The organism is Yersinia sp. LJYL362, assembly GCF_048323875.1.
In genome coordinates this window covers 1-23,807 of sequence record NZ_JBLWEX010000308.1, presented here as the reverse complement: position 1 = coordinate 23,807, position 23,807 = coordinate 1, and the positions used below count along the sequence as shown (strand labels likewise).

The window sequence follows — 23,807 nt, the reverse complement described above, 5'->3', positions numbered from 1 at the left end:
ATGATGATGGATTTTGATTTCGCATTTGCCTGGTCAATCTTGCCAGATTTACTACCTGGTTTGCTGGTGACCCTTGAAGTGGTGGTGGCGGGTTTTGTGCTGGCGACGTTGTTGGGGATGCTGGTTGCGGTGTTACTGCAACTGCAATCACCCATAATCAGCGCTGTGTGTCAGGCGTATGTGACATTTTTTCGTAATACGCCACTGCTGGTGCAGCTCTACTTTTTGTTTTTTGCATTACCACTCAGCGGATTAGCATTACCAGCAATGGCCACTGGCGTCGTTGGCATGGGATTATATTACGGCGCTTATATTGCTGAAGCATTCCGTGGAGCAATCAATGGTGTGCCGCAAGGGCAGTGGGATGCCGCGCGTGCATTGGATTTTCCACCTTTGACGCGGTGGACGCGCATCATTTTGCCGCAAGCATTCAAGCCTATGTTACCGGTGCTGGGTAATTACCTGATTGGGATGTTTAAAGAGACCCCTCTGTTGGCGGTTATCACTATTCCTGAGCTATTTCAGGCAGCGAAGCAGATTGCCGGCCTAACCTATCGTTATAACGAACCTTACACATTGATGGCATTACTGTTCCTGCTTATTAGTTTGCCGACATCATTATTGTTTAGCTATCTGGAAAGGCGGCGCGCACATGTTTAAGTCCTCTTTAACTCCACTTCCTCCAGTGCAGATCACCTTGTCGCAAGTGGTGAAAAACTATGGTGAGACACGGGTGTTGGACCACCTTGACTTGTCGATTCCTGCCGGGCAAAAAGTGGCATTGATAGGCCCAAGTGGTTCAGGAAAATCAACTATTTTACGGTTGATCAAAGGGTTGGAAACCTTTACTGCTGGTCAAATAAATATTGAGGGGAAGCCTGTCAAGGCGGGCGGACAGCCTTATTCGCTCTTCCATCGCCCACCGGTAAACCATGTGGTTGGTATGGTCTTCCAGCACTTTAACTTGTTCCCCCATTTAACGGTTGAGCAAAATATTACCGAGGCCCCTTTGCGGGTTTTGAAGGTAGGTGTCGAAGAGGCACGGGCGCGAGCTGATCATTATCTGCAATTAGTGGGGCTGGCTCATAAAGCGAATGCCTGGCCAGCCACCCTGTCGGGAGGGCAGCAGCAGCGGGTGGCCATTGCTCGAGCTTTGGCAATGCGCCCTAAAGTGATGCTGTTTGATGAAGTGACTTCAGCACTGGATCCAGAGTTGGTCAGCGAGGTACTGGGCGTTATCCGCAATATTGCGCATGAACAACAAATGACCATGTTATTGGTGACCCATGAAATGCATTTTGCCCGAGATGTGGCTGATAGGGTGATTTTTATGGAGCAGGGTAAAATTATCGATGACGGTATGCCACAGGATATTTTGGTTACACCTCGCCATGCCCGGACTCGGCAATTTCTTAATCTGATCAATGATCGTTGAGCGAGTAATATTCAAACTCGGGCAGGGGGAGCCTGCCCGTGCATTCCTCGTTACAAGGTGACGCCACTTTTGAAAATGGCGAGTTCGCGAAAATCATTCACTTCATTACATGTCGGTTGGCCATTAGCAATAGCGACAATCAAGTCGATAAACGCTGTTAGTAACTCCTCCATATTGACTCCGTGAATCAGTTTGCCTGCATCGAAATCAATCCAATGGGGTTTCTGAGCTGCCAGTTCACTGTTAGTCGCTAGTTTTACGGTAGGGACGAAACCGCCATATGGTGTGCCACGGCCGGTACTGAATAGCACCATATGGCAACCGGCACCAGCCAGTGCACTGGTAGCAACCGCATCATTACCGGGAGCGCTCAGTAAATTTAAGCCTGGTGTTTTCAGTCTCTCGGCATATTTCAGCACATCAACCACCTGACTTTGTCCTGCTTTTTGGGTACATCCCAGTGACTTTTCTTCCAGTGTTGTGATACCGCCAGCTTTGTTCCCTGGAGAGGGGTTTTCATAAATCGGCTGGTGGTGGTCAATAAAGTATTGTTTGAATTCATTGACCATACTCACCGTCTTATCAAAGGTGGTGATATCACGGCAACGGCTCATTAAAATGCGTTCCGCACCAAACATTTCTGGCACTTCAGTCAGCACCGAAGTCCCACCATGAGCGATGACATAGTCAGAGAAACGGCCCAATAATGGGTTGGCTGTAATACCGGACAGTCCATCAGAACCGCCGCATTCCAGCCCAAACTTCAGTTCACTGATCCCTCCCTTGACGCGTTTATCATGGCGCATGACCTCATACAACATCTGAAGTTGCTCCATACCCGCGGCGACTTCATCCCCCTGCTGCTGGCAAATCATAAATTTCACTCGCTGTTCATCAATCGGGCCAAGGGTTTCGCGAAACTCATCAACCTGATTGTTTTCACATCCCAAGCCAATGACCAGCACTGCGCCAGCGTTAGGGTGTCGCACCATATTTTGCAGCATGGTGCGAGTGTTCTGGTGGTCATCGCCCAGTTGTGAACAACCAAACGGATGACTAAAAAGATAAATGCCATCAATGCCGGGGGCGCCATGAGTTGCCTGTAAGAAACGCTGCTGAATCTGGCGGGCAATACCATTGACACAACCCACTGTCGGGATAATCCATAATTCATTGCGGATCCCAACATCTCCTGTGGATCGTCGGTAAATCTGTACTTCACGTTCTGCCATTTGTGGTGGCAAGATGCCGGGTTCCGGCTGATAACTGTAGTGATCCAGATCGCTAAGATTGGTTTTGGCATTTTGCGAGTGTATATGTTCACCCACAGCTATATCGCTGAGCGTATGGCCAATCGGCAGGCCATACTTGATGATATTTTGCCCACGCTGCAAAGGCTGTATGGCCAATTTATGTCCCCGACTCACCGCTTGTAGCAAGGTGATGCAATCCCCAACGATATCAATTTGCTCACCTGCTTCCAGTGAACTCAGCGCGACAGCAACATTATCCAATGGATGTATTTTTATGGTTTTTTGCATATATATTAGCTTCTGTATGGCAAGCTTCAGCTGTATGCGGCTAATGCTGCCCGCATCCCCACACGATCAATTGCTTGTAATTGTTCAGTAATCTGGTCTGTCAAATGGGGGATTTGATTGAGTTCTTGTCCCCAATGGGTGCTGTCGGCTAACACCAATTGCACCAGATCCCGCATCGGCAATATTCCCGCTTCGACATCTTGCCAAAGTGCTGAAAAGCAGCTTAACCAGTGAGCATCGTCTTGTAATCGATAGCTGCCATCATCACGTTGGCCGCGATAAAACATCAGCAATGCAGCAAAGGCGAAAGTCAGCCGCGGCGGTAGAACACCATTTTTGCGTTGGCTGGCAAGCAATTGTGGCAAAATCCGTGTGCGAAACTTGGTCATGCCATTAAGAGAAATTGACAATAACTGATGTTGAATGAAAGGGTTACGGAAACGGCCGAGTACAGCTTGAGCAAAGGTCTGTAGCTCATCGGGTGGCAAATCTAATACCGGAATGATTTCTTGATTGATGAGCTGCGCGACAAATTCACTGATTTGTCGATCTGCCATAGCTTCGCCAACGGTATTTAGCCCGGCAAGATAGGCGACAGGTACCAACGCCGTGTGAGCACCATTCAAAATAGCCACTTTGCGCTCTTTATACGGCTTAATATCATCAACGATGTGAATGTTTAGCGGGTATTCATCCAAATGTAATTCCTGCGCCAATGATTGTGGCCCTTGAATAACAAACAGATAAAAGTGCTCTGCGGTATCGAGAAAAGCATCGTGATAGCCCAGTTCAGACTCTAGTATCGGTGCTTCGTCACGGGGGTAACCAGTTACGATGCGATCGACCAATGTTGAGCAAAAGGTATTATGCTGAATCAGCCATTGGCTGAAAGCGTCACCTAATTGCCATTGTTGTGCATAGCGTAGGACCAGATTTTGTAATGCTTCGCCGTTGTAATCAATGAGTTCGCAGGGCAGAAACACCCAGCCTTTATCTGCCGCCCCGGAAAAATATTGAAAGCGCTCATACATCAGGCGAGTCAGTTTAGCCGGATAACTGACCGGGGGCGCGTCGCTAAACTTATCTTCTGCCCAATAACTGATACCCGCCTCAGTGGTATTAGAGAAAACCCACCGAATATTTTCGTCACGGGCGAGGGCCAGATAGCTCTCAAAATCTTGATAAATATTTATTTCACGATTAACTGAGCGAATGATTCGTGCGTCGCTGACTTTTTCACCTTTATCATTCAGGCCGCGAATAATAGTGGTGTATAAGCCATCTTGAGTGCTAAGTGAGGGGGGATAATCGCTGTTAATCGGGCGGACGACGACGATTCCGGCATCAAGGCTGGTATGTTCATTGAGCAAATCCAATTGCCAATCAACGAAAGCACGCAGAAAATTACCTTCACCAAATTGAATGACCTTATCAGGGTGATGGCGACCCGGAAAATCACGACGATTTAACGTTAACATAGAGTTACATCCTTACAATGTGTGATATCAGAATCGAATAACGCCTTTGATAAGATCTTTATTCTTCACAACCTGTTGTTCATAAACATCTGCCAAGGTATTGAATTCAAAGCTATGAGTGAGGATCATATTCGCCGATAATTTTCCTGCGGCCATCAATTTCCCAACTTTGGCAAAGTCCTCAAAAGTGGCATTTCGGCTACCCATCATGGTGGTTTCTTTTTTATGGAAATCAGGATCAGGGAAACTGAGATCGCCTTTAAACAGGCCGACAAACACGATGCTGCCTCCATGACGGATAAAGTTGACCGTGTTATTCATGGCTCGTTGATTACCGGTGGCATCTATCACTTTCAATGGCAACATGCCGGAGAATTGCTGGCGCAACTGCTGTTCGAATTCCGTATCACTTGGGTCTAACGCGCAGATATCCAACAGATTTTCTACATGGTTACGGCGCTGCGTACTCGTGTCAGCCATCACCACATGAGCCCCATCGGCTTGTGCAATTGCAGCAACACCCAAGCCAATTGGGCCAGCACCAACCACCAGGACATGTTCACCGGGATGGATATCAGCCCGGCGCACGGCATGGGCGCTGATAGCGAAAGGCTCAATCAGTGCCGCAGATACGGGGTCTACATCATCAACCAGCAATAAATTGCTGGTGGGGACCGATAAATACTCGCTAAATCCACCATCCTGATGGACGCCAATAACTGAAATATTCTCACAGCAATTTGTTTTACCGCTCAAGCAAGAGTTACAGTGATGACAAGCAACATAAGGAATAACAGCAACACGTTGTCCGACATGCATATTATGAACCTTATCTCCTAACTCTATTATTTCCCCACAAATCTCATGGCCTAATACCCGTGGATAACTAAAAAAGGGTTGCTGACCTGCCCATGCATGTATATCTGTACCGCAAATACCAACATTTAAAACTTTTATTAAAGCTTCGTCTGCTTTCGGTATTGGCAATGCTCGTTGTTGATAAACCAACTTGGTAGGTTCTTCACAAAGTAATATTTTCATCGTATTTATATTTTCCATAACGGGGCCTCTTGATAGGTGGACTCTTTTATTAAATAAAAAAACACCCGCTGGATGAATCAATGCTGTTATTTGTGAACTAGTGCTGACTATTCAGCTTTAAATTAGTTTTAAATGAATAAAAAACCCTAGGAGCTATGATGAGTAGAACTCAAAACCTTCGCCATAATGTGATTAACCAAGTGATCGATGGGATAAGTAAAGGGCATATTTTATCTCCATTACCTTCCCAGGCGTCTCTGGCGGAAATGTATAACATCAGCCGCACGACCGTGAATCATACGTTAAATTATTTATATGAATGTGGCGTGTTGGAAAAAGTGAATGGCAATTATCTGATTGTACGTGAACCAAATGAAATGGACGGCTTTGATAGTGTCAGTCAGCCTATCGAAGAACAAACCAGAATTTTCGAACGTGCATTTTACCATATGATTAATCAGCGAAAATTACGTGCAGGTGATAATTTTTCGGAGTTACAACTGGCTAGAGAAGCCATGGTCAGCCCGATTGTTGTGCGCGAGTTTTTGCTGCGTTTTTGCCGTTACAATCTGATTGAGAGTATTCGCCGAGGGCAGTGGCGGATGAAGAAATTCGATAAAAACTATGCTGAGAAATTATTTGAATTAAGGGAAATGCTTGAAACTCATGCTCTTAATCGTTTTATGAATCTTCCCGCCGATGATGAGCGCTGGTTAAAAGCCAAAGAGCTATTGGGGCGTCATCGACAACTACGTGAAACGATAGGTGATAACTACCGGACCTTCTCGCAGCTTGACCAGGACTTTCATACACTCATTTTGTCTGCGGCAGAAAATCCTTTTTTCAATCAATCTTTGGAAATCATATCAGTTATATTTCACTTTCATTATCAATGGGATGAGGCAGATTTAAAGCAAAGAAACATTATTGCTACTGAAGAGCACATGGCCATATTAAGTGCCTTGATTTGCCGAAATGACCTCAATGCAATGCGTGAGTTGCGCCAACATTTGGATACAGCAAAGCAGTCAATGATGCATTCGATCAGCCAATACACTGATTGAATTTACTTTCAAAACTAGCAGGGTATGTAAATGCTGACACATCGATGACTGTAAATAACAATATGATATTAAAAGTTATTTTTAATTTTGTTGCGCTTTTTTATCGATTTTAATCCTATAAAAAGCTGATAAAAAACACGTTAAAAGCAGATTAAAAACAGTAAAATAATAGCTGCCGCACGAATCTGTCATAAAAAACATGAAGTGGATATTTATCCCACTATCCTCAAAATCAGTTGATAGATATGAGTTATTACCGAAAGCGAAAAGGAGAATTAAATGACATCTCGAATCTAGTAGGGGTGGGATATTATAAAAAATAAGTCTCTGTATGAACTTATTATTAATAACATTAATATTGTAATGGTCTTTTGCTATGTTAATAGGTAGACACAGTACAAGATTAATAATATATCCACAGTGTGTTTATGAATTAATTTCACTAAGACAGTAAAGATACCCGGTATCCATATCGATAAATTAGCCAGCCAGGGAATATTTTTCGATACAAGTACGTCTTTAATGTATTGACAGCATGTAATGACTATTTTTAAAACCGAGGAATAAGATGAAAAGCAAAATAATTAATATTGAAGTCAAAGATATTCGCTTTCCTACTTCTAAAAACCTGGATGGTTCTGATGCGATGAATGCCATCTCAGATTATTCTGCTACCTATGTCACGTTAAGAACCGATGCCAATGACGATTTGGTGGGTAATGGTCTGACTTTTACTATTGGTCGTGGCAATGAGCTTTGCGTACAGGCGGTAAAATCATTGTCTGAGTTGTTTGTTCAAGACCGCTATCTGGAAGATATCACCGCTAATTTTGGTCGTTATTGGCATGAATTGGTGGCGGGGGATTGCCAGCTACGTTGGGTTGGCCCAGAAAAAGGGGTTATCCACCTGGCGACTGCGGCGATCATTAATGCGATATGGGATCTGTGGGCTAAAAAAGAAGGTAAACCGGTATGGAAACTTCTGGCAGACATGTCGCCAGAGCAATTGGTTAATTGCGTTGATTTCACTTACCTGACCGATGTGCTGACACCGGAAGAAGCCATTACGATGTTGCGCAAAGTATCCACTACTAAAGCTCAGCGCGAAGAGGAAATGTTGCGTGATGGCTTCCCGGGTTACACCACTGCCGCCGGATGGCTCGGCTATTCGGAAGAAAAAATGCGGACGCTGGCACGTCAGGCCGTTGCCGATGGCTGGACGCATTTGAAGCAAAAAGTGGGGGCTGATATTGAACAAGATATTCGTCGAGCCACTATTTTGCGCGAAGAGTTAGGTTGGGATTACAAATTAATGATGGATGCCAACCAGATTTGGGATGTTGATCAGGCAGTGGAAAATATGCGCCGATTGGCAGCATTTGATCCTTGGTGGATTGAGGAGCCGACCAGCCCGGATGATATTTTAGGTCATGCAGCTATTCGCCAGCGGATCGCACCTATTGGTGTTGCTACCGGTGAACACGCACATAACCGGGTGATGTTTAAACAAATGTTCCAGGCTGGTAGTCTTGATTTCTGTCAATTAGATCCGGCCAGACTGGGTGGATTGAATGAAGTATTAGCCGTATTACTATTGGCTGCCAAATTTAATATTCCTGTTTGCCCACATGGTGGTGGTGTTGGTTTATGCCAATATTCACAGAATATTGTTTTATTCGATTATATCGCGGTATCAGCATCACTGGATAAAAGGGTGCTGGAATATGTTGACCACTTACATGAAAACTTTATCGAGCCAATTACGATTAATCGTGGACGTTATATGCCGCCAAAATTGCCGGGCTATAGCGTCACGATGAAAGAAGAGTCATTAGCACGATTTGAGTATCCCCAGGGTGAAGAATGGCGCAGCTAGAAAATATGTCTTTTATAACAACATGTCTTTTATAACTACATGTCTTTTATAACATTTTGTTTTTTTATAGCAATATATCTTGTTATAACAGCAAGTTGATTTTTATAAAAGGCCGCTTTGCCATCATAGAAATGATTGAGGAGTGGGCAAATGTCACCAAACGATAAAAGCGAACTGCTATCGTTAGCGATAAAAAAATCAGTCAGAAGATTATTACCCTTTCTGGCTATGATGTATATCATGGCCTATCTTGACCGGGCTAATATAGGTTTTGCGAAAGATACATTTCAGTTGGATACAGGGTTAAGTAATGCAGCATATGCCTTTGGTGCCGGTATATTCTTTATTGGTTATGCCATATTTGAAGTGCCCAGTAATATATTTATGTTTAAATATGGTGCGCGTATTTGGCTTGCGCGGATTATGGTCACCTGGGGGGCAATTTCATCCCTCATGATGTTTGCTAATTCAGAAGTCAGTTTCTACGTATTACGTTTTTTATTAGGTGCGTGTGAGGCCGGTTTTATGCCCGGAGTCATGTTGTATCTGACATTCTGGTTCCCGATTAATGTACGAGCAAAAGTCGCTGGTTTCTTCTGGTTTGGGCCACCACTGGCATTTATTCTGGGCGGGCCTTTGTCGGGAGGATTGTTATCAATGCACGGTGCGTTTGGCCTGCACGGTTGGCAAATTATGTTCCTGATAACAGGGTTGTTGACAATTTTGGTCGGTATTTGGGCTTATTTCTATCTTGATGACCGGCCTTCAGATGAGCGCTGCACTTGGCTTACCCAGCAGGAGCGCGATGTGTTGTGTGAAACCATGAACGCAGAAGAGCATGACAAGTTAAGTCATGGGCCAAAGAGTATCTTGCAGGCATTATTGGACCCTAAAGTTATCTTTCTCTGCCTGATTGCTTTCACTATCCAGGTCGGCTCTTATGGGATTGCGTTCTTCCTGCCAACGCAAGTGGCGAATATTCTAGGGACCAAGGTTGGATTCTTGGTTGGGGTAGTGACCGGTATCCCATGGCTGTGTGCATTAATTGCGGCTTACTATATTCCGCATTTTTCCACTGTTATTCGAGAACGACGCTGGGTTGCTTCATTGACCTTATTCGCAGGTGCGGCAGGAGTTGCTGGTTCAGCCATGTTAGCAGGAACACCATTATTAGCTTTCATTGCTTTGTGTATTGGTTGCGCAGGTTTATTGGCGGTGCAACCGATATTCTGGACATTCCCTACCGGCTATTTAGGTGGTGCAGCAGCGGCATCCGGTATTGCTTTGATTAACTCACTGGCAAACCTGGGTGGATTCGTTGCTCCGAATATTCGGGTCTGGGCAGAAAATACTTTTAACTCCTCAGTTGCAGGTTTGTATCTATTAGGTGCTATTGCTTTGGTTGGTTCGGTCATGATACTGGCCGTTTACCGGCTAGGTATCGGTAAACAGGAAGAACGACATCGTGCCGCTCCTCTAGGTAATAGCCAGAAAGCATCTCAGTTATAACAAGTTGCTTATGAAAATAAAATGCACCTCAGAATTAGAGGTGCATTTTGTGTCACTGTCCGAAACTTATTGCACGGCAATGGGAGCTAACCCAGCGAGAGACGTTTAAACCAAGATTGCACCATACCCGGTTTGGAGAACATCACCAAATTACCTAATAGGATAAGTAGTAAACCGACGATGGCACTCAGGTGCCAGTGATAATTTTCATAAAATGTTGAAATCGTGAGTGCAACCAGAGGGAATAATAACGTGCTGTATGCTGCCCCACTGGCTCCGATACGACCGATCAAACTGAAATAAGCGGCAAAGGCAATGACTGAGCCAAAAATAGCTAAATACAACAAAGAGCCAAGGTAGCTTGAAGTCAGTTCAATCGTGAAAGAGTGATGCTGAATAAGACTGAAAAAACCCATTAATACGGCACCATAAGTCATAGCATAAGCATTAGTTGATAGAATATCCAGACCTCGGCGCTGGTGGCGACTGCTTATCATATTACCCAGAGAGAAACCGTAAGTTCCAAGCAAGCTCAGGCCAATTCCTTTCAGTAATTCGGGCGATATTTGAGTCGCGGTGAGATCTTGCCAGAACAGGGCAATAATACCTATCATCCCCAAAATACTGGCAGGGAGCAGATTAGGGCTAAGGCGTTGGCGGAAGAAAATCATGCCGTTAATGGCATTAAACAGCACCGCCATGGAGAAAATAACTGATTCCAAACCGCTGCTAATATAAGCCGCCGCATGATAAAAACAGTAGAAATTAAAAGCAAAGACGCAAAATCCCTGGGCGATACAAAAGAGATGATCACGTAAGGCGAGATGACGTAAGCGGCGAACAAGCAGTAAAATAATCATCATGACACCGGCTGCTAATGCGAACCGATAAAATATAGATACCGTAATAGCAACACTCCCTTGTTGTTGCAGGGTGATCGCAATCCATGTCGTTCCCCAAATCAGGACAACTAATAAATAAAGCAGCGCGTTCATGGTTATTTCTCATCACTTATCAAAACATCAGTATCTACCTGACAGGCAAATGCATCTTTCAGCGACTTGCGGTAAGTTGCAAAATCTTGCGCATTTTTGAGATAAATAACTAGAAAATATGGTTTGCGGTACAGCAAGTCACTAAACTGGGGCCATCAGCTTTACCACAGGAAGTCAGTGCGATGTTGGAACGTTACCAAGCCTTTGAAACCCTAAGAGAACATAAAGCTCGCTTGCATGATTGCGTGCAACTCGGCTCGGGTATTCAATTGGCGGCCTGGTCTAATCGCGATGACTGCGTTACGCAAGAAAGTCCGGATCATCACACCTTGAGTTTGTATGTCGCAGATGGTTATGAGTGCTATCACAAAACGCGGGCAGGGTGGAAAAACGGCGGGGGGCCGGATCGTTTTTGCATTATGCCAAAGGGGAGTTTATCGAGCTGGGATGTACGAGACGATTTATCTTTTGTGCATTTGTATTGCACCGATAACCATCTGCGCCAATTGGCAGAACAGATCTGGGAGCGTAGCCCTCAATCCATTCAGGTCGATGAGCGTATTTTCGCCGAAGATCCACAAATAACACTGCTGTATCGCCAGTTTTTACTTAATTATGATTGGCAAGAACAGGCAAATCATTTGGCGCTCAGCAGTGCAGCAACTTTGCTGATGACCCACTTACTCAAAACTTACACCCAGTTACAGTGGGCTATTCCTGCTATTCGCGGTGGTTTGGCCCCGGTAGTATTAAAGCGGGTAAAGGAATATATCGACAGCCACCTTGCACAACCGCTGTTATTGTCTGACCTTGCTGAACAGGCTGGACTGAGTGAATTCCATTTTGCACGGATGTTTAAACAAAGTACTGGACTGGCACCACACCAGTTTGTGTTAAAAGCTCGTCTATGCCGAGCCGATCAATTGATAAGGTACAGTTTGATGCCAATTATTCATATTGCTTTGGAGTGTGGTTTTAGCTCTGCCAGTCATTTTAGCAACTGTTTTAAAGTTGCTTATGGGGTAACACCCTCTCTGATGAGACAACGCAAATCATAGCGATCGCGTATGTCAGAGTGATGCTACAGCGGGCAACTTAAGTCACCTTCAGAACAATTTAAGAATGATTTCAGTTGGGTGGTGCGCTCTTCAGTTTTATGGGTCAAGCAAGCAGAAATAATCATCGGATGTACTGAACCTCCCTCGGTAGCTGATGACTGGAAAGTACAGTCCGCATCACGGTATTTTATCCAGGTCAGTTGCGCACTTTTTAATAATGGCCTTTGGGCTACAGTTGTTTTGGCGAGAAGATCTTTATAAGTGCGATTAAGTTCGGCATCAGCTTTTTTATAATCTGAATTTGCACATTGATTCATATCCTGTTGTGTTGCTGCATTTTTACAATCAACGGCCAGAGCTTGGCTGAGTGGTAGTATCAGTAATGTTACCAATATTATTTTCTTTTTTCGCATGATAACTCCAAAATAATAATAACTAAAAGTCACAGAAAGCCCCTCCTCAGTAAGGTGGGGCTTTGAATGATATGACATTTATTTCTTGGCCGCTGCCATAATATCTGGTTTCATGTCAGATATTTTTTTATCGGGTGATTTTTTACAGATATCAATGACTTTAGGAGTATATACAGTATCGACTTCCTGAAAATCGACATTGTCGCCTTTTTTATACTGAGTATCCTCATTCAGTATCCAGAACGCCACTGGAGTCATACTTTTAGGATTAAGATCAAGAAACTCTTTGCAAGTCATATCCTTTGGCGTTGTGGAAGAGGCAAATACCGGAGCCATTGTTGTGACTAAGAGAGTTGCAATAGCAATACTAGATAATGATTTATAGACCATAGTTTTTTCCTTAGCTACTTGTTATATGTCACAGGACATTATTAATGTATGAGGGAGATTTTTTTCTCGTTATTTAGCATGGGCTATAAAGTTATATCTTGCCAGTGGGGGAGTAAATTAATTCCGTGAGGTAATCATTATTAATTAACGTATAATGCATTTTTTTAAAATAAGTTAAATAATGAAAAGCAGATAAATTAAGCCATTATGTTTTTAACTTATCTGCTGTGGTAAGAATCTATCTATATTGATAAAAGAGGTTTACAGTCTTATGGTTTTTTATTTCCTTGTGGTGGCGGGCATAAATGTTTGTCATCATGAGGTGGTTGGCCTTTAGATGCATGGCTATTATTATGATCTTTAGGGGGGGGCAATGGGTGGCCGTTCTTGTCTTTAGGCGGTTCAGGAGGGCGTTTGCAGTTCTCACTTGATGATTTTTGCATCTCTTGATGCGCAGGTGATGCCGCATAGCTGGCCGTCATATTGAATAGTAATACGGTGGACATACATATTATAAGTAACGTCTTCATTCTTACTCCAGTTGTTCAACATCAATTGTGGTGACTATAGCGGATTGATGTCTCAGTTTTCTTTACTGGATTTGTAATGATTTTATCAAGTTAAATGTCATTCCTTATCGGACAAGTGGTGTTATCAGGGCTGGCCTACACTGGCTTATTGTTCCATGTTATAATTCAAAGTGTTATTTCTGGTAGTATTAGCTAAGTTAATGATGTTTTTATTTTTTTGTTTTACGTGCTAAATAATAGGTGATTTATATTTATGTCTTTATTTTCTTTTTATCATAGCTGCCTGGATTTTCTTTCCAGGAAAGTATTTGGTAAACACCCCAAAGGTGAGCCAGTGAAGAGAGAGAATGGGAAGCATGAATTATCTACTCTTCAGTTAGACGTGCTGCTGAATGCCGAAAAACAGATCGCCATTATTACTACAGACTTAGATAACTGCATCACGATATATAATGTGGGTGCAGAGAGAATGTTTGGTTATTCTAAGGATGAAGTTTTGGGAAAACCTATTTCCAACATATTGTATATCCCTGAAAATGGCGAATCCCAAGTTGATCTGGACTATTTATTACTTAATCGGCGCGAAGCCAATGAGTGGTGCTATCAACGTAAGGATGGTAAACGCTTTTGGGGCACATTGAGTGTCCATGAAATAACCGCTGATAATGGCAGTGTTATGGGATATATCAGTGTGATTGCGGATGTGTCGGAAAGAAAATCCTTACTGATAGAACTGGAAAAAAGTAAGCAGATGATGGACAAGTTAACTAAAAACTTGCCAGCGATGATCTATGCATACTATTTAAATTCTGATGGAGAATCTTATTTTAGTTATTGCAGCGAAGGGATTCGGAAAATATTTGACCTTGCACCTGCCGATGTCTTGCGCGTGCCACAAGAGAAAAACCCGCTATTTAGTCGTATTCATACTGACGATAGGGAGATGCTAAAACAGGCTGTTATCACATCCCAGCAAAATTTATCAGTTTGGAGTTGTGATTTTCGTGTGGTGTTGCCGGAAAAGGGGACGCATTGGCTTCATGGTGAGTCTTTCCCAACCCGCAAAGATGACGGCTCGGTTATTTGGTATGGTTCGTTTTTTGATATTACAGAACTTAAACAATCTGAATCTATCCTAAAAGCATTGGCACAAACAGATGTACTAACGGGGGTAGCAAATCGCCGTCACTTTGATGACATTTATCAGCATATTTGGCAGAAAAATTACGCCGAAAGGGGAACTCTGTCTGTGTTGATGATTGATTTTGACAATTTTAAAAGCTTTAACGATCTCTACGGGCATGCCATGGGGGATGTTTGCTTGAAATCCATTGTTGAAACGTTATCAAAATCTATTCGTGGCGGTTCAGATATTTTGGCTCGTTATGGTGGTGAGGAATTTATTGTCTTGCTCGCACCTAGCACATTGTCAGATGCAAAAGCAGTTGCCGAGCGCATGCGCCATTCTATTGAAGAACTGGATATCCCTCACGGCATGTCACCTCATGGGCGAGTGACTATCAGCGTGGGTGTGGCATCAGTCTCTGAACCCGGTGAGCATTTATCGGCGACAGATTTGTCAGAGGCTGCGGATAAAGCATTATACCGGGCGAAAACCGCGGGGAAAAACCGGGTTGAAGCGGTGGCACTGAGTTAATTAGTGCTATAGATGTAGAGAAATGTGGGGTAGGAAGAGGGGCTTACTACCCCACAAATATTCGATATATAACAAAAATGGAGATTTAATTACTGCCTGGCTTAATCTAGTTTATTAAATGAGATTTTAAGAAGGGAGTAGTGATATGTATAAGGAAATAAATAAATCTGGTTTATTAAACTCGGCAATTTTGATATTAACTCTAATATCAACCAATGAAATTATTGCGGCCAACGAACCTGTCTATAAATCTATTTATAATGTTAATCATGGCGCATTGATTTATAGCCATAACCATGGTCAGAACCAATATCTGTGGGCTGACTATGCTCACAATTTATCTGGAGACTGGAAAGCCAATGCCAACTGGAACCTTATGTACAACTCTGATGGGACAATTTCTTTTGTTAATCAAAACTCTGGCCTGTGTCTGCAACACTATGGGACCAACTATCAGATTGTGGAGCACAAGTGTACTGGCAGTCATGAAAAGCAAAAGTTTAATTTTGAACTTATCAGCTACGGCGCTATTTTAATAAAGTTTGCACATAATAGTGAGTGCATTTATATGAGCTCGGGCATTCGTTATTACTCCATATACAGTGATGTATGTGACCAAACCAATAAAGACTTTTATTGGGCGATTGTCCCACCATTAGCGCCTTAATATTAAAATAGAAAGGAATTCGAATATGAGGGGATTATTTAAGGGATTAATTTATGGTTTTTCAAATTTATGTCTAATAGCCCAAGCAGATGTTGCTGACTATAAATTAGCCTCCTGGAATATGCAGGGAGCCCAAAGTGGGTATGGTAGTAATTCCAAATGGGTAACGGGTGTCAAAGCAATATTTAGCAGAGATGGAATCGATATTGTAGCCTTGCAGGAAAGCGGTGCTGTACCGTCAAGTGCGATTGTTTTACCTATAGTGGCAGGTCAACACCCTGAAATAGAAAGAAGAATGCCGCGCTCCGATATACAAGTACCGGTGGTTTCTTTGGTCGGAGGGAGTGACACTATTATTAATCCCAGCCGCCGTGGGGTTTCAAGTAGTCTGGTGCAGGAATATCTCTGGAATGTCGGTAGCAGCAGTCGCTCCAGCGATTTTTATATTTATCACTTTGATCGTGGGCGAAGTGGACCGGCATCGCGAATCAATCTGGCGATTGTTTCCAGATTCCGAGCAGAAGAGGTCATTATCGTACCACCGATGACCAGTGGGCGTAACACCAGGCCCACATTGGGTATCCGAATCGGTGACGACTATTTTTTTAGTCTCCATGCCGAGGCGCGAACCAATAACGAAGCACCGCAAATTGTTCAATTCATTGATGGCTATATGGCAAGAACGATACAACCCAACCGTCCGCAAGCCACCTGGATGATAATGGGAGATTATAACCGCACACCTGAACAATTGGGTATATCCCTTGAGGCATTGAACCCGTCACTCACTCAGCCATATCAGATAGTCTCTCCTAATCAGATGACCCAGCAGTCGAACAGAACCATCGATTACGCAGTTATGGGAAGATTGAACCAAGGCGGGGGAAACACGGGTTCACTGATGACCGTGCCATTGATAGCTGCGCTGCTAACCTGTGCATCTGACCATATAGCAGTACGTTATATGCTTAAATAACTAAACAGTTTGTAAATTAATCGTATCTGAAGGGGGTAGGGCAATTCAGGGCAAGTCAACGACGTTGCACCGTACTCTACTCACCCCCTCATTTCTGATTGTAATGTTATGACTGATTAGTAAGGGTCTTGAGCCTCACGCAGGCGTTCTTGTTCTTCAGCGATGACCGCCTGGATCTCCTCCAGCACACCCTCAACATCCGCAGCTTGCGTACTTTCTGCAAATTCGCCGGTCAATGGAGTTTCAGGGTGCAATTTGCCATCTTCATACAGCGCCCACATCTCTTTGGCATATTTAGTGCCAAGCAATTCCGGGGCATATTGACCATAATAATGTGTCATATTCGCCACATCTCGCTCCAACATGGCCTTAGCATGGTTATTCGCAGCAGCATTAACGGCTTGCGGTAAATCGATAATCACCGGGCCGTCTTTATCGATTAAGACATTAAACTCCGATAAGTCACCATGAACCAAGCCTGCGCACAGCATCCGTACGACATAACGGATCATTATTGCATGGTCGATCAGAGCTTGTTCTTTGCTAAACGGGACATCACTAAGCCGAGGAGCAGCGAGACCATCTTCATCGGTGACCAGCTCCATGAGCAACACCCCATCAAGGCAGGCATAGGGCTGTGGCACGCGAACACCAGCATTGGCTAGCAGGTACAATGCATCCACCTCGGCGGTTTGCCAGGTTTCTTCTTGCTGCTTACGGCCAAACTTAGATCCCTTCGCCATGGCACGCGCATCGCGGCTATTACGGACCTTGCGACCTTCTTGATATTGAACCGCTTGTTTAAAATTGCGGTTCTCGGCTTCTTTGTAAACTTTAGCGCAGCGGATATCCTGCCCACAACGGACAACATAGACATCTGCTTCTTTGCCACTTTTTAAACGACGGATGACTTCGTCAACCAAGCCGTCATCAACCAGCGGTTGGATTCGTTTTGGAATTTTCATGGCGTCCTTGTACCCTATTTAAGCCCGCGATGGAATGGCTTTGGCTGAATTTTCCTCCAGTTTACCATTCGAGCCCATCTGCGGGTGGGTTTTTACTGTGTATCAAGCTGCACTGAACTGAGCATTATGCAGTTTGGCATAAGCCCCGTTACGGGCGAGGAGCTCGTGGTGGTCACCTTGTTCAACAATACCTTCTTTATCGACCACAATGATGCGGTCGGCATTTTGAATCGTGGCTAAACGGTGAGCAATCACCAAGGTAGTTCGGCCTTGCGATAGTTCAGTCAATGCCAACTGAATGGCTTGTTCGGTCGCAGTATCCAGCGCAGAGGTCGCTTCATCCAGAATCAAAATCGGCGGATTTTTCAGGAAGATACGGGCAATAGAAAGGCGCTGTTTTTGCCCGCCCGATAATTTTACTCCGCGCTCACCGACCACAGTATCAAGGCCATCTGGCAGGCTTTCAATCAGCTCATCCAAGCGGGCTTGTCGTGCTGCAGCCATGATTTCGTCATCACTGGCATCCAACTTGCCATAGGCGATATTCTCACGGATAGAACCGCCGAATAAGAAAACATCTTGTTGAACTATACCAATATTATTACGTAATGATTGCTGAGTCATATCACGGATATTGATCCCATCAATGGTGATTGTACCGCCATCAAGTTCATAGAAGCGGGGAAGTAATGAACATAACGTGGTCTTGCCGGCCCCCGATGGCCCAACGAATGCGACAGTTTCGCCCGCACGGATTTGCAGATTCAAGTGAGTAAAGATTTTGCTCTGTGGTGAATAACCGAAACTGACATCCTGGTAGCAAATATCGCCTCTAAGATGGCCGACCGGACGGGCATTGGGTTGATCAACAATATCGGGTAAAGTATCAATCAATTGAGTGAATCGTTTAAATCCAGCTATTCCTTTCGGGTAGCTTTCCAGCACTGAGGTTATTTTTGCTACTGGGCGGAAAAACACTTCGACTAACAATAGAAAACCGACGAAGCCACCATAGCTCAACTGATCATGAACGACATACCAAGTACCGACTACCATCACAATCAACTGCACCAGACGGGTGCTGAGATAGCTCATGGTCATGCTGGTGGTCATGATGCGGTAAGCCTTCAGCTTCGTCGTACGGTAATCTTCGTTATCTTTGGCGAATAATTTCTTCTCGTGGGATTCGTTTGCGAACGCTTTGACTACCCGAATACCCCCAATACTTTCTTCAATCCGGGCATTAAAATTCCCTACCTGACCAAAAAGCCGGCGCCAGGTATCTGTCATTTGTGCACCATAACGGCTGACCAAATAGGTCATAAACGGCACAATAACAATAGTGAGCATCGCCAGTGGCAGATGAACGGATGCCATCAGAATAAAGGCACCAATAAATGTCATCACTGCAATAAAAAGATCTTCCGGGCCGTGATGGGCAATTTCCCCGACTTCCTCTAAATCTTTCGTTACATGAGTGATGATATGGCCGGTCTTCATATTGTCGTAATAGCTAAATGATAACTTTTGCAGATGACTAAAGGCCTGGCGACGCATATCGGTTTCAATACCGACGCCGAGAGCATGTCCCCAATAGTTAACTATTGCCATGAGCGCTGTATTCAGGAGATAAATCATTAGCAGGCCCGTTGCAGCCCAGACTATCAACACCCAGTCTTGGTTAGGGAGCAGCTTATCAATGAACAGCTTTACCGCCATCGGGAAGCTCAGTTCCAGCAGCCCAGCCAAAATTGCACAGCCAAAATCCAGATAGAAAAGCCCTTTGTATGGGGTGTAATAAGAAAAGAAACGGCGGAGCATCAGAAATCCTTACAATTACAGAGGGAAATGACAACACAAAATAAGAAAATCGGTTTGCGGCATCATAAATCGAAATAGTTCTTAATAGCGTTTATTTTGCCAGTTATCAGCAGATAATAAAATTCTTATCTGTGAGAATATCCAGAAGCAAAGATAAAATCGAGTTGTGCCAGTGATTTCATAACGAGGAACAATGACAATGAAGTTAACGATGACGGACACCCCAACAACTGAAGATGTAGCTGAAATAATGGCAGGGTTGAAGGCTTTTAACCGTAATTTTGTCGGTGATAATGGGCGTAAACCATTAGCGGTGTTTATAACGGGTGAGCATGGTGAGAAGTTAGGGGGTATTACTGCTTATACGTTAGGTCATTATCTGAGTATAGAATTGTTATGGGTATCAGATACGTTACGTCATTCTGGAGCGGGTAGCAAACTGATGCAGGCAGTTGAGCGAGAAGCAATACTGCGGGGATGTAAATTCGCCCAAGTCGATACATTCAGTTTTCAAGCGCGGCCTTTCTATGAAAAGCATGGTTATCAATTGCAGATGACGTTAGAAAATGTCGTGGATGAGTACCATCGTTATTATCTAACGAAAAGCCTGATGAGCTAAATTACGTCGAAATAGACATAAATAGATAAATTTTATGGCACTCAGACGCCGAACGAATAAAACAACGCTCAACTCAGTTCAGCAATACACCAATGCACTACACCATTTTAATGATGGCTACGTGCATTATTTATGCTTGCTATACTCAAACTATGAATATTCAGCTTTTGACGAAAGCTCACATTTTTGCTGAATAGCAGCTGGTCTTAAGCTTTTATTAGGTTAATGTGGTTTACATAGGATTTACTCTTGTAAAGGGATAGAAATATGGCGGCCTCTTCAAATAAAAAATTATCACTGTGGTCATTAACTTCGTTGGTCGTCGGTTCAATGATAGGTGCCGGTATTTTCTCTTTACCCGCGACATTTGGCCGCGCTACTGGAGGTTTTGGCGCACTCATCGCCTGGGTTATTGCAGGGGGAGGCATGCTGACTTTGGCTTTTGTTTTCCAGACATTGGCGCAGCGTAAACCTGAACTCGATTCTGGTGTTTATATCTATGCGAAAACCGGATTTGGTGATTATGCCGGGTTTGCGTCGGCTATCGGTTTCTGGGCTGGTGCATGTATCGGCAGTGTCTCTTATTTTGTACTGATCAAATCAACACTCGGAGCATTCTTTCCACTATTTGGCGATGGCAATACTTTATCCGCTGTATTAATTGCCTCATTCATTTTGTGGAGCTTCCATTTTATGGTGTTACGTGGCATCAAAGAGGCGGCGGCGATTAATACCATTGCAACTTTTGCTAAAGTTATTCCAATATTTATTTTTATTATTGTTTTAGCATTTGCCTTCCACACCGATACTTTCGCATTAAATTTCTGGGGTACTCAACCTCTGGGGACGGTGGGTGACCTCTCTCATCTGGACGATTATGGTTATACCGGTCATGCGGCCTTGGAAATAGGTGCTGGTTCTGAATCTCTATTTTCTCAAGTTCGTAGCACTATGCTGGTAACTGTATTTGTTTTTGTCGGTATTGAGGGGGCGAGTGTTTATTCCCGCTATGCTAAGGAAAGAAAACATGTCGGTATAGCGACGGTCTTAGGTTTTATTGGTGTTTTATGTCTGCTGGTGTTGGTTACCATGCTTTCCTATGGTGTACTGCTACGCCCTGATCTGGCTGCTTTACGTCAACCCTCAATGGCGGGGGTGTTAGAGCATATCGTAGGCCGGTGGGGGGCAATATTTATCAGTATTGGATTGATCATCTCAGTGATGGGTGCCTATTTGTCATGGACTCTACTGGCGGCCGAAGCGCTTTATTGTGCAGCAAAAAGTCATATTATGCCGAGTGTCTTGGCAACCGAGAATAAACACGGGGTACCCTCCGCAGCAGTTTGGATGTCCAATATTTTTATCCAATTATTCTTAATTGTTACGCTTTTCACTGAATATGCTTTTCAACTTGCACTTGAGTTAACCAGTTCACTGGTCCTGATTCCCTATCTATTGGTTGCTGCCTATGGCTTGAAATTGGCCTGGACCCGAGAGACATACTCTGTAGGAACGAAAGACCATACGAAAGATTTTATTATTGCATTGATAGCCACGTTCTACGCTGTATTGATGGTGTATGCCGGAGGGTTGAAATACATATTATTATCGGCAGTGATATACGGTCCAGGAACCTTGTTGTTTATTATCGCTAAACGCGAGCAGAAGAAATTAGTCTTCTCGGCTATTGAAAAATGTGCTTTTGCCGTAGCACTCATTGCTGCAGTCGCGGCGCTATACAGCCTTGCGACAGGTATTATCACCGTGTGATAAGATTGACGATATTAAATGCGAATAGGCTGGGAATTTCGGTCCTGAGCCATGAGTGCAATACATTATCTATCTTAATGTGTTTGGAGTATTTCCCCATCTTTACAATGGGTGGGCTTGATATATAACACAGACTACGACAGGATCGCGTTGTAAAAGCCTGCTGTCAGGCTAGCGCTAGTATGATTTTTTGATAAACATGCGCTAATAAAACACGATTTTTCTTATGCAAGATTACGGCTGGTGTGTTTTGCCAGTAGGTATTGTTTTGAAAAAACAAGAAAATATTACCCAGAATAGCGACTATTCAACGGGAATTGGCGACGCGCAATTTGCGCTCGTGGTTTTACTGACAACATCATGTTTGCTGATCGCAATAACGCTGATTGTGATCCTATGGTTAATTTGATGCGCCATAGACATTAGGGAGAATATATGGACAAGAGCTTGTTTGATGACAATAAAGTCATTGCACTGATTGGTTTACTGCTGGCGGCACTTATTGTGGTGAGTACTATGTTTGTGATGACCTACATGGCGGATCGCCAGCGTAACGAAATACAAACTGTTGATGTGCAGAATTGCTACAAAAAAAACTGAGAATATATTCGCCGGTTAGCGTTGGTAAGCATTCAGGCGAATAATGGTATTGTGCGGATTACGCCAGTTTCTGGTGAGTGGTATGCAAGGGCAAAGCGATATTGAGGTCAATATCTGTATTTTGCCGGAAGTCATACGGGGTTATGCCGTAACGTTTTCTGAACATGTAAGTAAAGTGTGATTGTGAACCAAAGCCAAAATCCAAAGCAATATCAAAAATAGTGCTGTCACTGCTACGCAGTTGATAGACAGCACCTGCTAAGCGCCTTTCACGAATGTATTTACCTAATGACACCCCTGTCACTTCTTTAAATATTTTCTGCATATGCCAGAGAGAATAGCCTGAGTACGCGGCTAACTCTTCAAGGTAGATGACTCTCCCCAGATGGGTTTCGACCCATTTACTGAGGGCGCAGACTAACGCGAGATGATTTTCTTGTGACATTATTTAGTCTGTTTTTTCTGGTTAGGAGAAGTGCAGTATACACAAGTTGAATCTAACAACACAAAACACCAAATTGGCTATGATTGTAGCAAATATATCATGAAGGCTTTTCAAGATGTGTTTGCAAAAGAACTTTCTGGTGCCATAGTAAAAGGGTAGTGTCATCTGAAAGGGGGAGACCCCGAGGATAAAAGGTTGAGTTTGGAAAAATAGAAATTAAAAAAGATGAGGTGATCGCATGTTGATAACAGTGATTATGACTCTGATAGCGGTTGTGGGTGTGACCGTCTTTCTAAAGATGCCAGTAATGGTTCTGCACAAAGATAAAAGCGTAGGAGGTGATAAACTGTGAGACTAGAAATATTGTGATCAATAGATATGTAATGACTTCTCTTCCGAACCAGGTGATTGATAACTATCAAACCTGGTTTTTTTATAGCTATTTTTAACCTTTAGCATCATTAACCCAGCCCTCGCACCGATCTTTTTTACCCGCAACAAACGCTTCAGTTGATGACTTAATGCACCGAGTTATCGCTGTAGGTTGTTCATTAATCGAAGATAATTCTTACCGATAAAATCGTGAGTATGACACTGTCGGCTAAAGATATATGCCCAAGGGCGTGATATCCTTGTGCAATATTATTGTGAAGGAATTATTCATGTCTGAAATGTTCACTAATGACCAAGAACTGGTCTCCGATCTGGTTGCTTGCCAATTGGTTATCAAACAAATTCTTGATGTGATTGATATTATTGCGCCGACCGAAGTGCGGGATAAGATGTCTCATCAACTCAAAGCTATTGATTTCGCTTCACATCCTGCGGGAGCTGATCCGGTAACCAAGCGTGCAATTGAGAAAGCCATTGCATTGATTGATATGAAGTTTACGCAGAAGTAACGTACTATCAGTTGCGTTTTGGTCTGTACATTGAGCACAGACCAAAACCCGTGAG

At 43.7% G+C, this 23,807-nt stretch carries 24 protein-coding genes; 14 read left to right on the top strand and 10 right to left on the bottom strand.

All coding sequences use genetic code 11. The features are described from left to right. Window positions 1-6: 6 nt before the first annotated feature. Complete coding sequence (ehuD, locus tag ACNSO8_RS24075) at window positions 7-660, top strand: ectoine/hydroxyectoine ABC transporter permease subunit EhuD (RefSeq protein WP_019079746.1); 654 nt, start codon at window positions 7-9, stop codon at window positions 658-660. Continuing rightward, complete coding sequence (locus ACNSO8_RS24070) at window positions 653-1,435, top strand: amino acid ABC transporter ATP-binding protein (RefSeq protein ID WP_019083375.1); 783 nt, start codon at window positions 653-655, stop codon at window positions 1,433-1,435. The genes ehuD and ACNSO8_RS24070 overlap by 8 nt, the downstream gene beginning before the upstream one ends. Window positions 1,436-1,485: 50 nt before the next feature. Here the strand turns inward: ACNSO8_RS24070 and ACNSO8_RS24065 are convergent, their stop codons facing one another. The 3 genes from ACNSO8_RS24065 to ACNSO8_RS24055 are packed head-to-tail and all read right to left on the bottom strand — an operon-like array spanning window position 1,486 to window position 5,504. Continuing rightward, complete coding sequence (locus ACNSO8_RS24065; protein WP_050870369.1) at window positions 1,486-2,976, bottom strand: UxaA family hydrolase; 1,491 nt, start codon at window positions 2,974-2,976, stop codon at window positions 1,486-1,488. A 26-nt stretch (window positions 2,977-3,002) separates the two neighbouring features. Beyond that, complete coding sequence (locus ACNSO8_RS24060) at window positions 3,003-4,454, bottom strand: tagaturonate reductase (protein WP_019079743.1); 1,452 nt, start codon at window positions 4,452-4,454, stop codon at window positions 3,003-3,005. A gap of 27 nt (window positions 4,455-4,481) precedes the next feature. Next, entirely contained in the window at window positions 4,482-5,504 is a 1,023-nt protein-coding gene (locus ACNSO8_RS24055) for a zinc-binding alcohol dehydrogenase family protein (protein ID WP_050321660.1), read from the bottom strand. Between the two features lie 149 nt (window positions 5,505-5,653). Between ACNSO8_RS24055 and ACNSO8_RS24050 the strand changes: the two genes are divergently transcribed. From ACNSO8_RS24050 to ACNSO8_RS24040, 3 genes are all read left to right on the top strand, one after another. Further along, entirely contained in the window at window positions 5,654-6,559 is a 906-nt protein-coding gene (locus ACNSO8_RS24050) for a GntR family transcriptional regulator (RefSeq protein ID WP_019079741.1), read from the top strand. Window positions 6,560-7,127: 568 nt separating this feature from the next. Further along, on the top strand, window positions 7,128-8,435 hold the full coding sequence (locus ACNSO8_RS24045; RefSeq protein ID WP_019079740.1) for an enolase C-terminal domain-like protein: 1,308 nt from the start codon (window positions 7,128-7,130) through the stop codon (window positions 8,433-8,435). A gap of 150 nt (window positions 8,436-8,585) precedes the next feature. After that, complete coding sequence (locus ACNSO8_RS24040; RefSeq protein WP_046050775.1) at window positions 8,586-9,944, top strand: MFS transporter; 1,359 nt, start codon at window positions 8,586-8,588, stop codon at window positions 9,942-9,944. An 86-nt stretch (window positions 9,945-10,030) separates the two neighbouring features. Here the strand turns inward: ACNSO8_RS24040 and ACNSO8_RS24035 are convergent, their stop codons facing one another. Beyond that, the gene (locus ACNSO8_RS24035; protein WP_019079737.1) at window positions 10,031-10,939 is read right to left on the bottom strand and encodes a DMT family transporter; all 909 of its coding nucleotides are present in this window, start codon (window positions 10,937-10,939) and stop codon (window positions 10,031-10,033) included. Between the two features lie 182 nt (window positions 10,940-11,121). On the opposite strand from ACNSO8_RS24035, the gene ACNSO8_RS24030 reads away from it, so the two are divergent. After that, window positions 11,122-11,997, top strand: coding sequence for a helix-turn-helix domain-containing protein (locus ACNSO8_RS24030; RefSeq protein ID WP_026017875.1), 876 nt, complete (start codon window positions 11,122-11,124; stop codon window positions 11,995-11,997). A gap of 23 nt (window positions 11,998-12,020) precedes the next feature. On the opposite strand, the gene ACNSO8_RS24025 is transcribed toward ACNSO8_RS24030, so the two are convergent. The 3 genes from ACNSO8_RS24025 to ACNSO8_RS24015 all read right to left on the bottom strand — a co-directional run bounded on the left by ACNSO8_RS24025 (window position 12,021) and on the right by ACNSO8_RS24015 (window position 13,330). Next, window positions 12,021-12,410, bottom strand: a complete 390-nt coding sequence (locus tag ACNSO8_RS24025; protein ID WP_019079736.1) for a lysozyme inhibitor LprI family protein — start codon at window positions 12,408-12,410, stop codon at window positions 12,021-12,023. A gap of 78 nt (window positions 12,411-12,488) precedes the next feature. After that, on the bottom strand, window positions 12,489-12,800 hold the full coding sequence (gene hdeB / locus ACNSO8_RS24020; RefSeq protein ID WP_046050777.1) for an acid-activated periplasmic chaperone HdeB: 312 nt from the start codon (window positions 12,798-12,800) through the stop codon (window positions 12,489-12,491). A gap of 269 nt (window positions 12,801-13,069) precedes the next feature. After that, complete coding sequence (locus ACNSO8_RS24015) at window positions 13,070-13,330, bottom strand: hypothetical protein (RefSeq protein ID WP_026017874.1); 261 nt, start codon at window positions 13,328-13,330, stop codon at window positions 13,070-13,072. Between the two features lie 253 nt (window positions 13,331-13,583). On the opposite strand from ACNSO8_RS24015, the gene ACNSO8_RS24010 reads away from it, so the two are divergent. The 3 genes from ACNSO8_RS24010 (at window position 13,584) to ACNSO8_RS24000 (ending at window position 16,630) form a co-directional block, all read left to right on the top strand. Then, the gene (locus tag ACNSO8_RS24010) at window positions 13,584-14,987 is read left to right on the top strand and encodes a sensor domain-containing diguanylate cyclase (RefSeq protein ID WP_019079733.1); all 1,404 of its coding nucleotides are present in this window, start codon (window positions 13,584-13,586) and stop codon (window positions 14,985-14,987) included. A 145-nt stretch (window positions 14,988-15,132) separates the two neighbouring features. Next, window positions 15,133-15,654 (top strand): hypothetical protein, encoded by a 522-nt coding sequence (locus ACNSO8_RS24005; protein ID WP_057631441.1) that lies wholly within the window; start codon window positions 15,133-15,135, stop codon window positions 15,652-15,654. Between the two features lie 25 nt (window positions 15,655-15,679). Then, window positions 15,680-16,630 (top strand): cytolethal distending toxin subunit B family protein, encoded by a 951-nt coding sequence (locus ACNSO8_RS24000; protein ID WP_019083369.1) that lies wholly within the window; start codon window positions 15,680-15,682, stop codon window positions 16,628-16,630. A 116-nt stretch (window positions 16,631-16,746) separates the two neighbouring features. Here the strand turns inward: ACNSO8_RS24000 and ACNSO8_RS23995 are convergent, their stop codons facing one another. Continuing rightward, on the bottom strand, window positions 16,747-17,595 hold the full coding sequence (locus ACNSO8_RS23995; RefSeq protein ID WP_005158129.1) for a PA4780 family RIO1-like protein kinase: 849 nt from the start codon (window positions 17,593-17,595) through the stop codon (window positions 16,747-16,749). Window positions 17,596-17,697: 102 nt separating this feature from the next. Continuing rightward, window positions 17,698-19,416, bottom strand: coding sequence for an ABC transporter ATP-binding protein (locus ACNSO8_RS23990; protein WP_019079730.1), 1,719 nt, complete (start codon window positions 19,414-19,416; stop codon window positions 17,698-17,700). Between the two features lie 199 nt (window positions 19,417-19,615). On the opposite strand from ACNSO8_RS23990, the gene ACNSO8_RS23985 reads away from it, so the two are divergent. From ACNSO8_RS23985 to ACNSO8_RS23970, 4 genes are all read left to right on the top strand, one after another. Further along, window positions 19,616-20,035, top strand: coding sequence for a GNAT family N-acetyltransferase (locus tag ACNSO8_RS23985; RefSeq protein WP_019079729.1), 420 nt, complete (start codon window positions 19,616-19,618; stop codon window positions 20,033-20,035). Between the two features lie 267 nt (window positions 20,036-20,302). After that, window positions 20,303-21,805, top strand: coding sequence for an amino acid permease (locus ACNSO8_RS23980; protein WP_019079728.1), 1,503 nt, complete (start codon window positions 20,303-20,305; stop codon window positions 21,803-21,805). A gap of 226 nt (window positions 21,806-22,031) precedes the next feature. Continuing rightward, entirely contained in the window at window positions 22,032-22,214 is a 183-nt protein-coding gene (locus ACNSO8_RS23975; RefSeq protein WP_019083368.1) for a hypothetical protein, read from the top strand. A gap of 26 nt (window positions 22,215-22,240) precedes the next feature. Then, a complete protein-coding gene (locus tag ACNSO8_RS23970) occupies window positions 22,241-22,405 on the top strand; it encodes a hypothetical protein (RefSeq protein WP_005158133.1) in 165 nt (54 codons plus the stop codon). Between the two features lie 58 nt (window positions 22,406-22,463). Here the strand turns inward: ACNSO8_RS23970 and ACNSO8_RS23965 are convergent, their stop codons facing one another. Beyond that, window positions 22,464-22,850, bottom strand: coding sequence for a helix-turn-helix domain-containing protein (locus ACNSO8_RS23965; protein WP_005158136.1), 387 nt, complete (start codon window positions 22,848-22,850; stop codon window positions 22,464-22,466). A 662-nt stretch (window positions 22,851-23,512) separates the two neighbouring features. Between ACNSO8_RS23965 and ACNSO8_RS23960 the strand changes: the two genes are divergently transcribed. Then, window positions 23,513-23,752 (top strand): DUF2766 family protein, encoded by a 240-nt coding sequence (locus ACNSO8_RS23960; protein WP_005170549.1) that lies wholly within the window; start codon window positions 23,513-23,515, stop codon window positions 23,750-23,752. Window positions 23,753-23,807 lie beyond the last annotated feature (55 nt).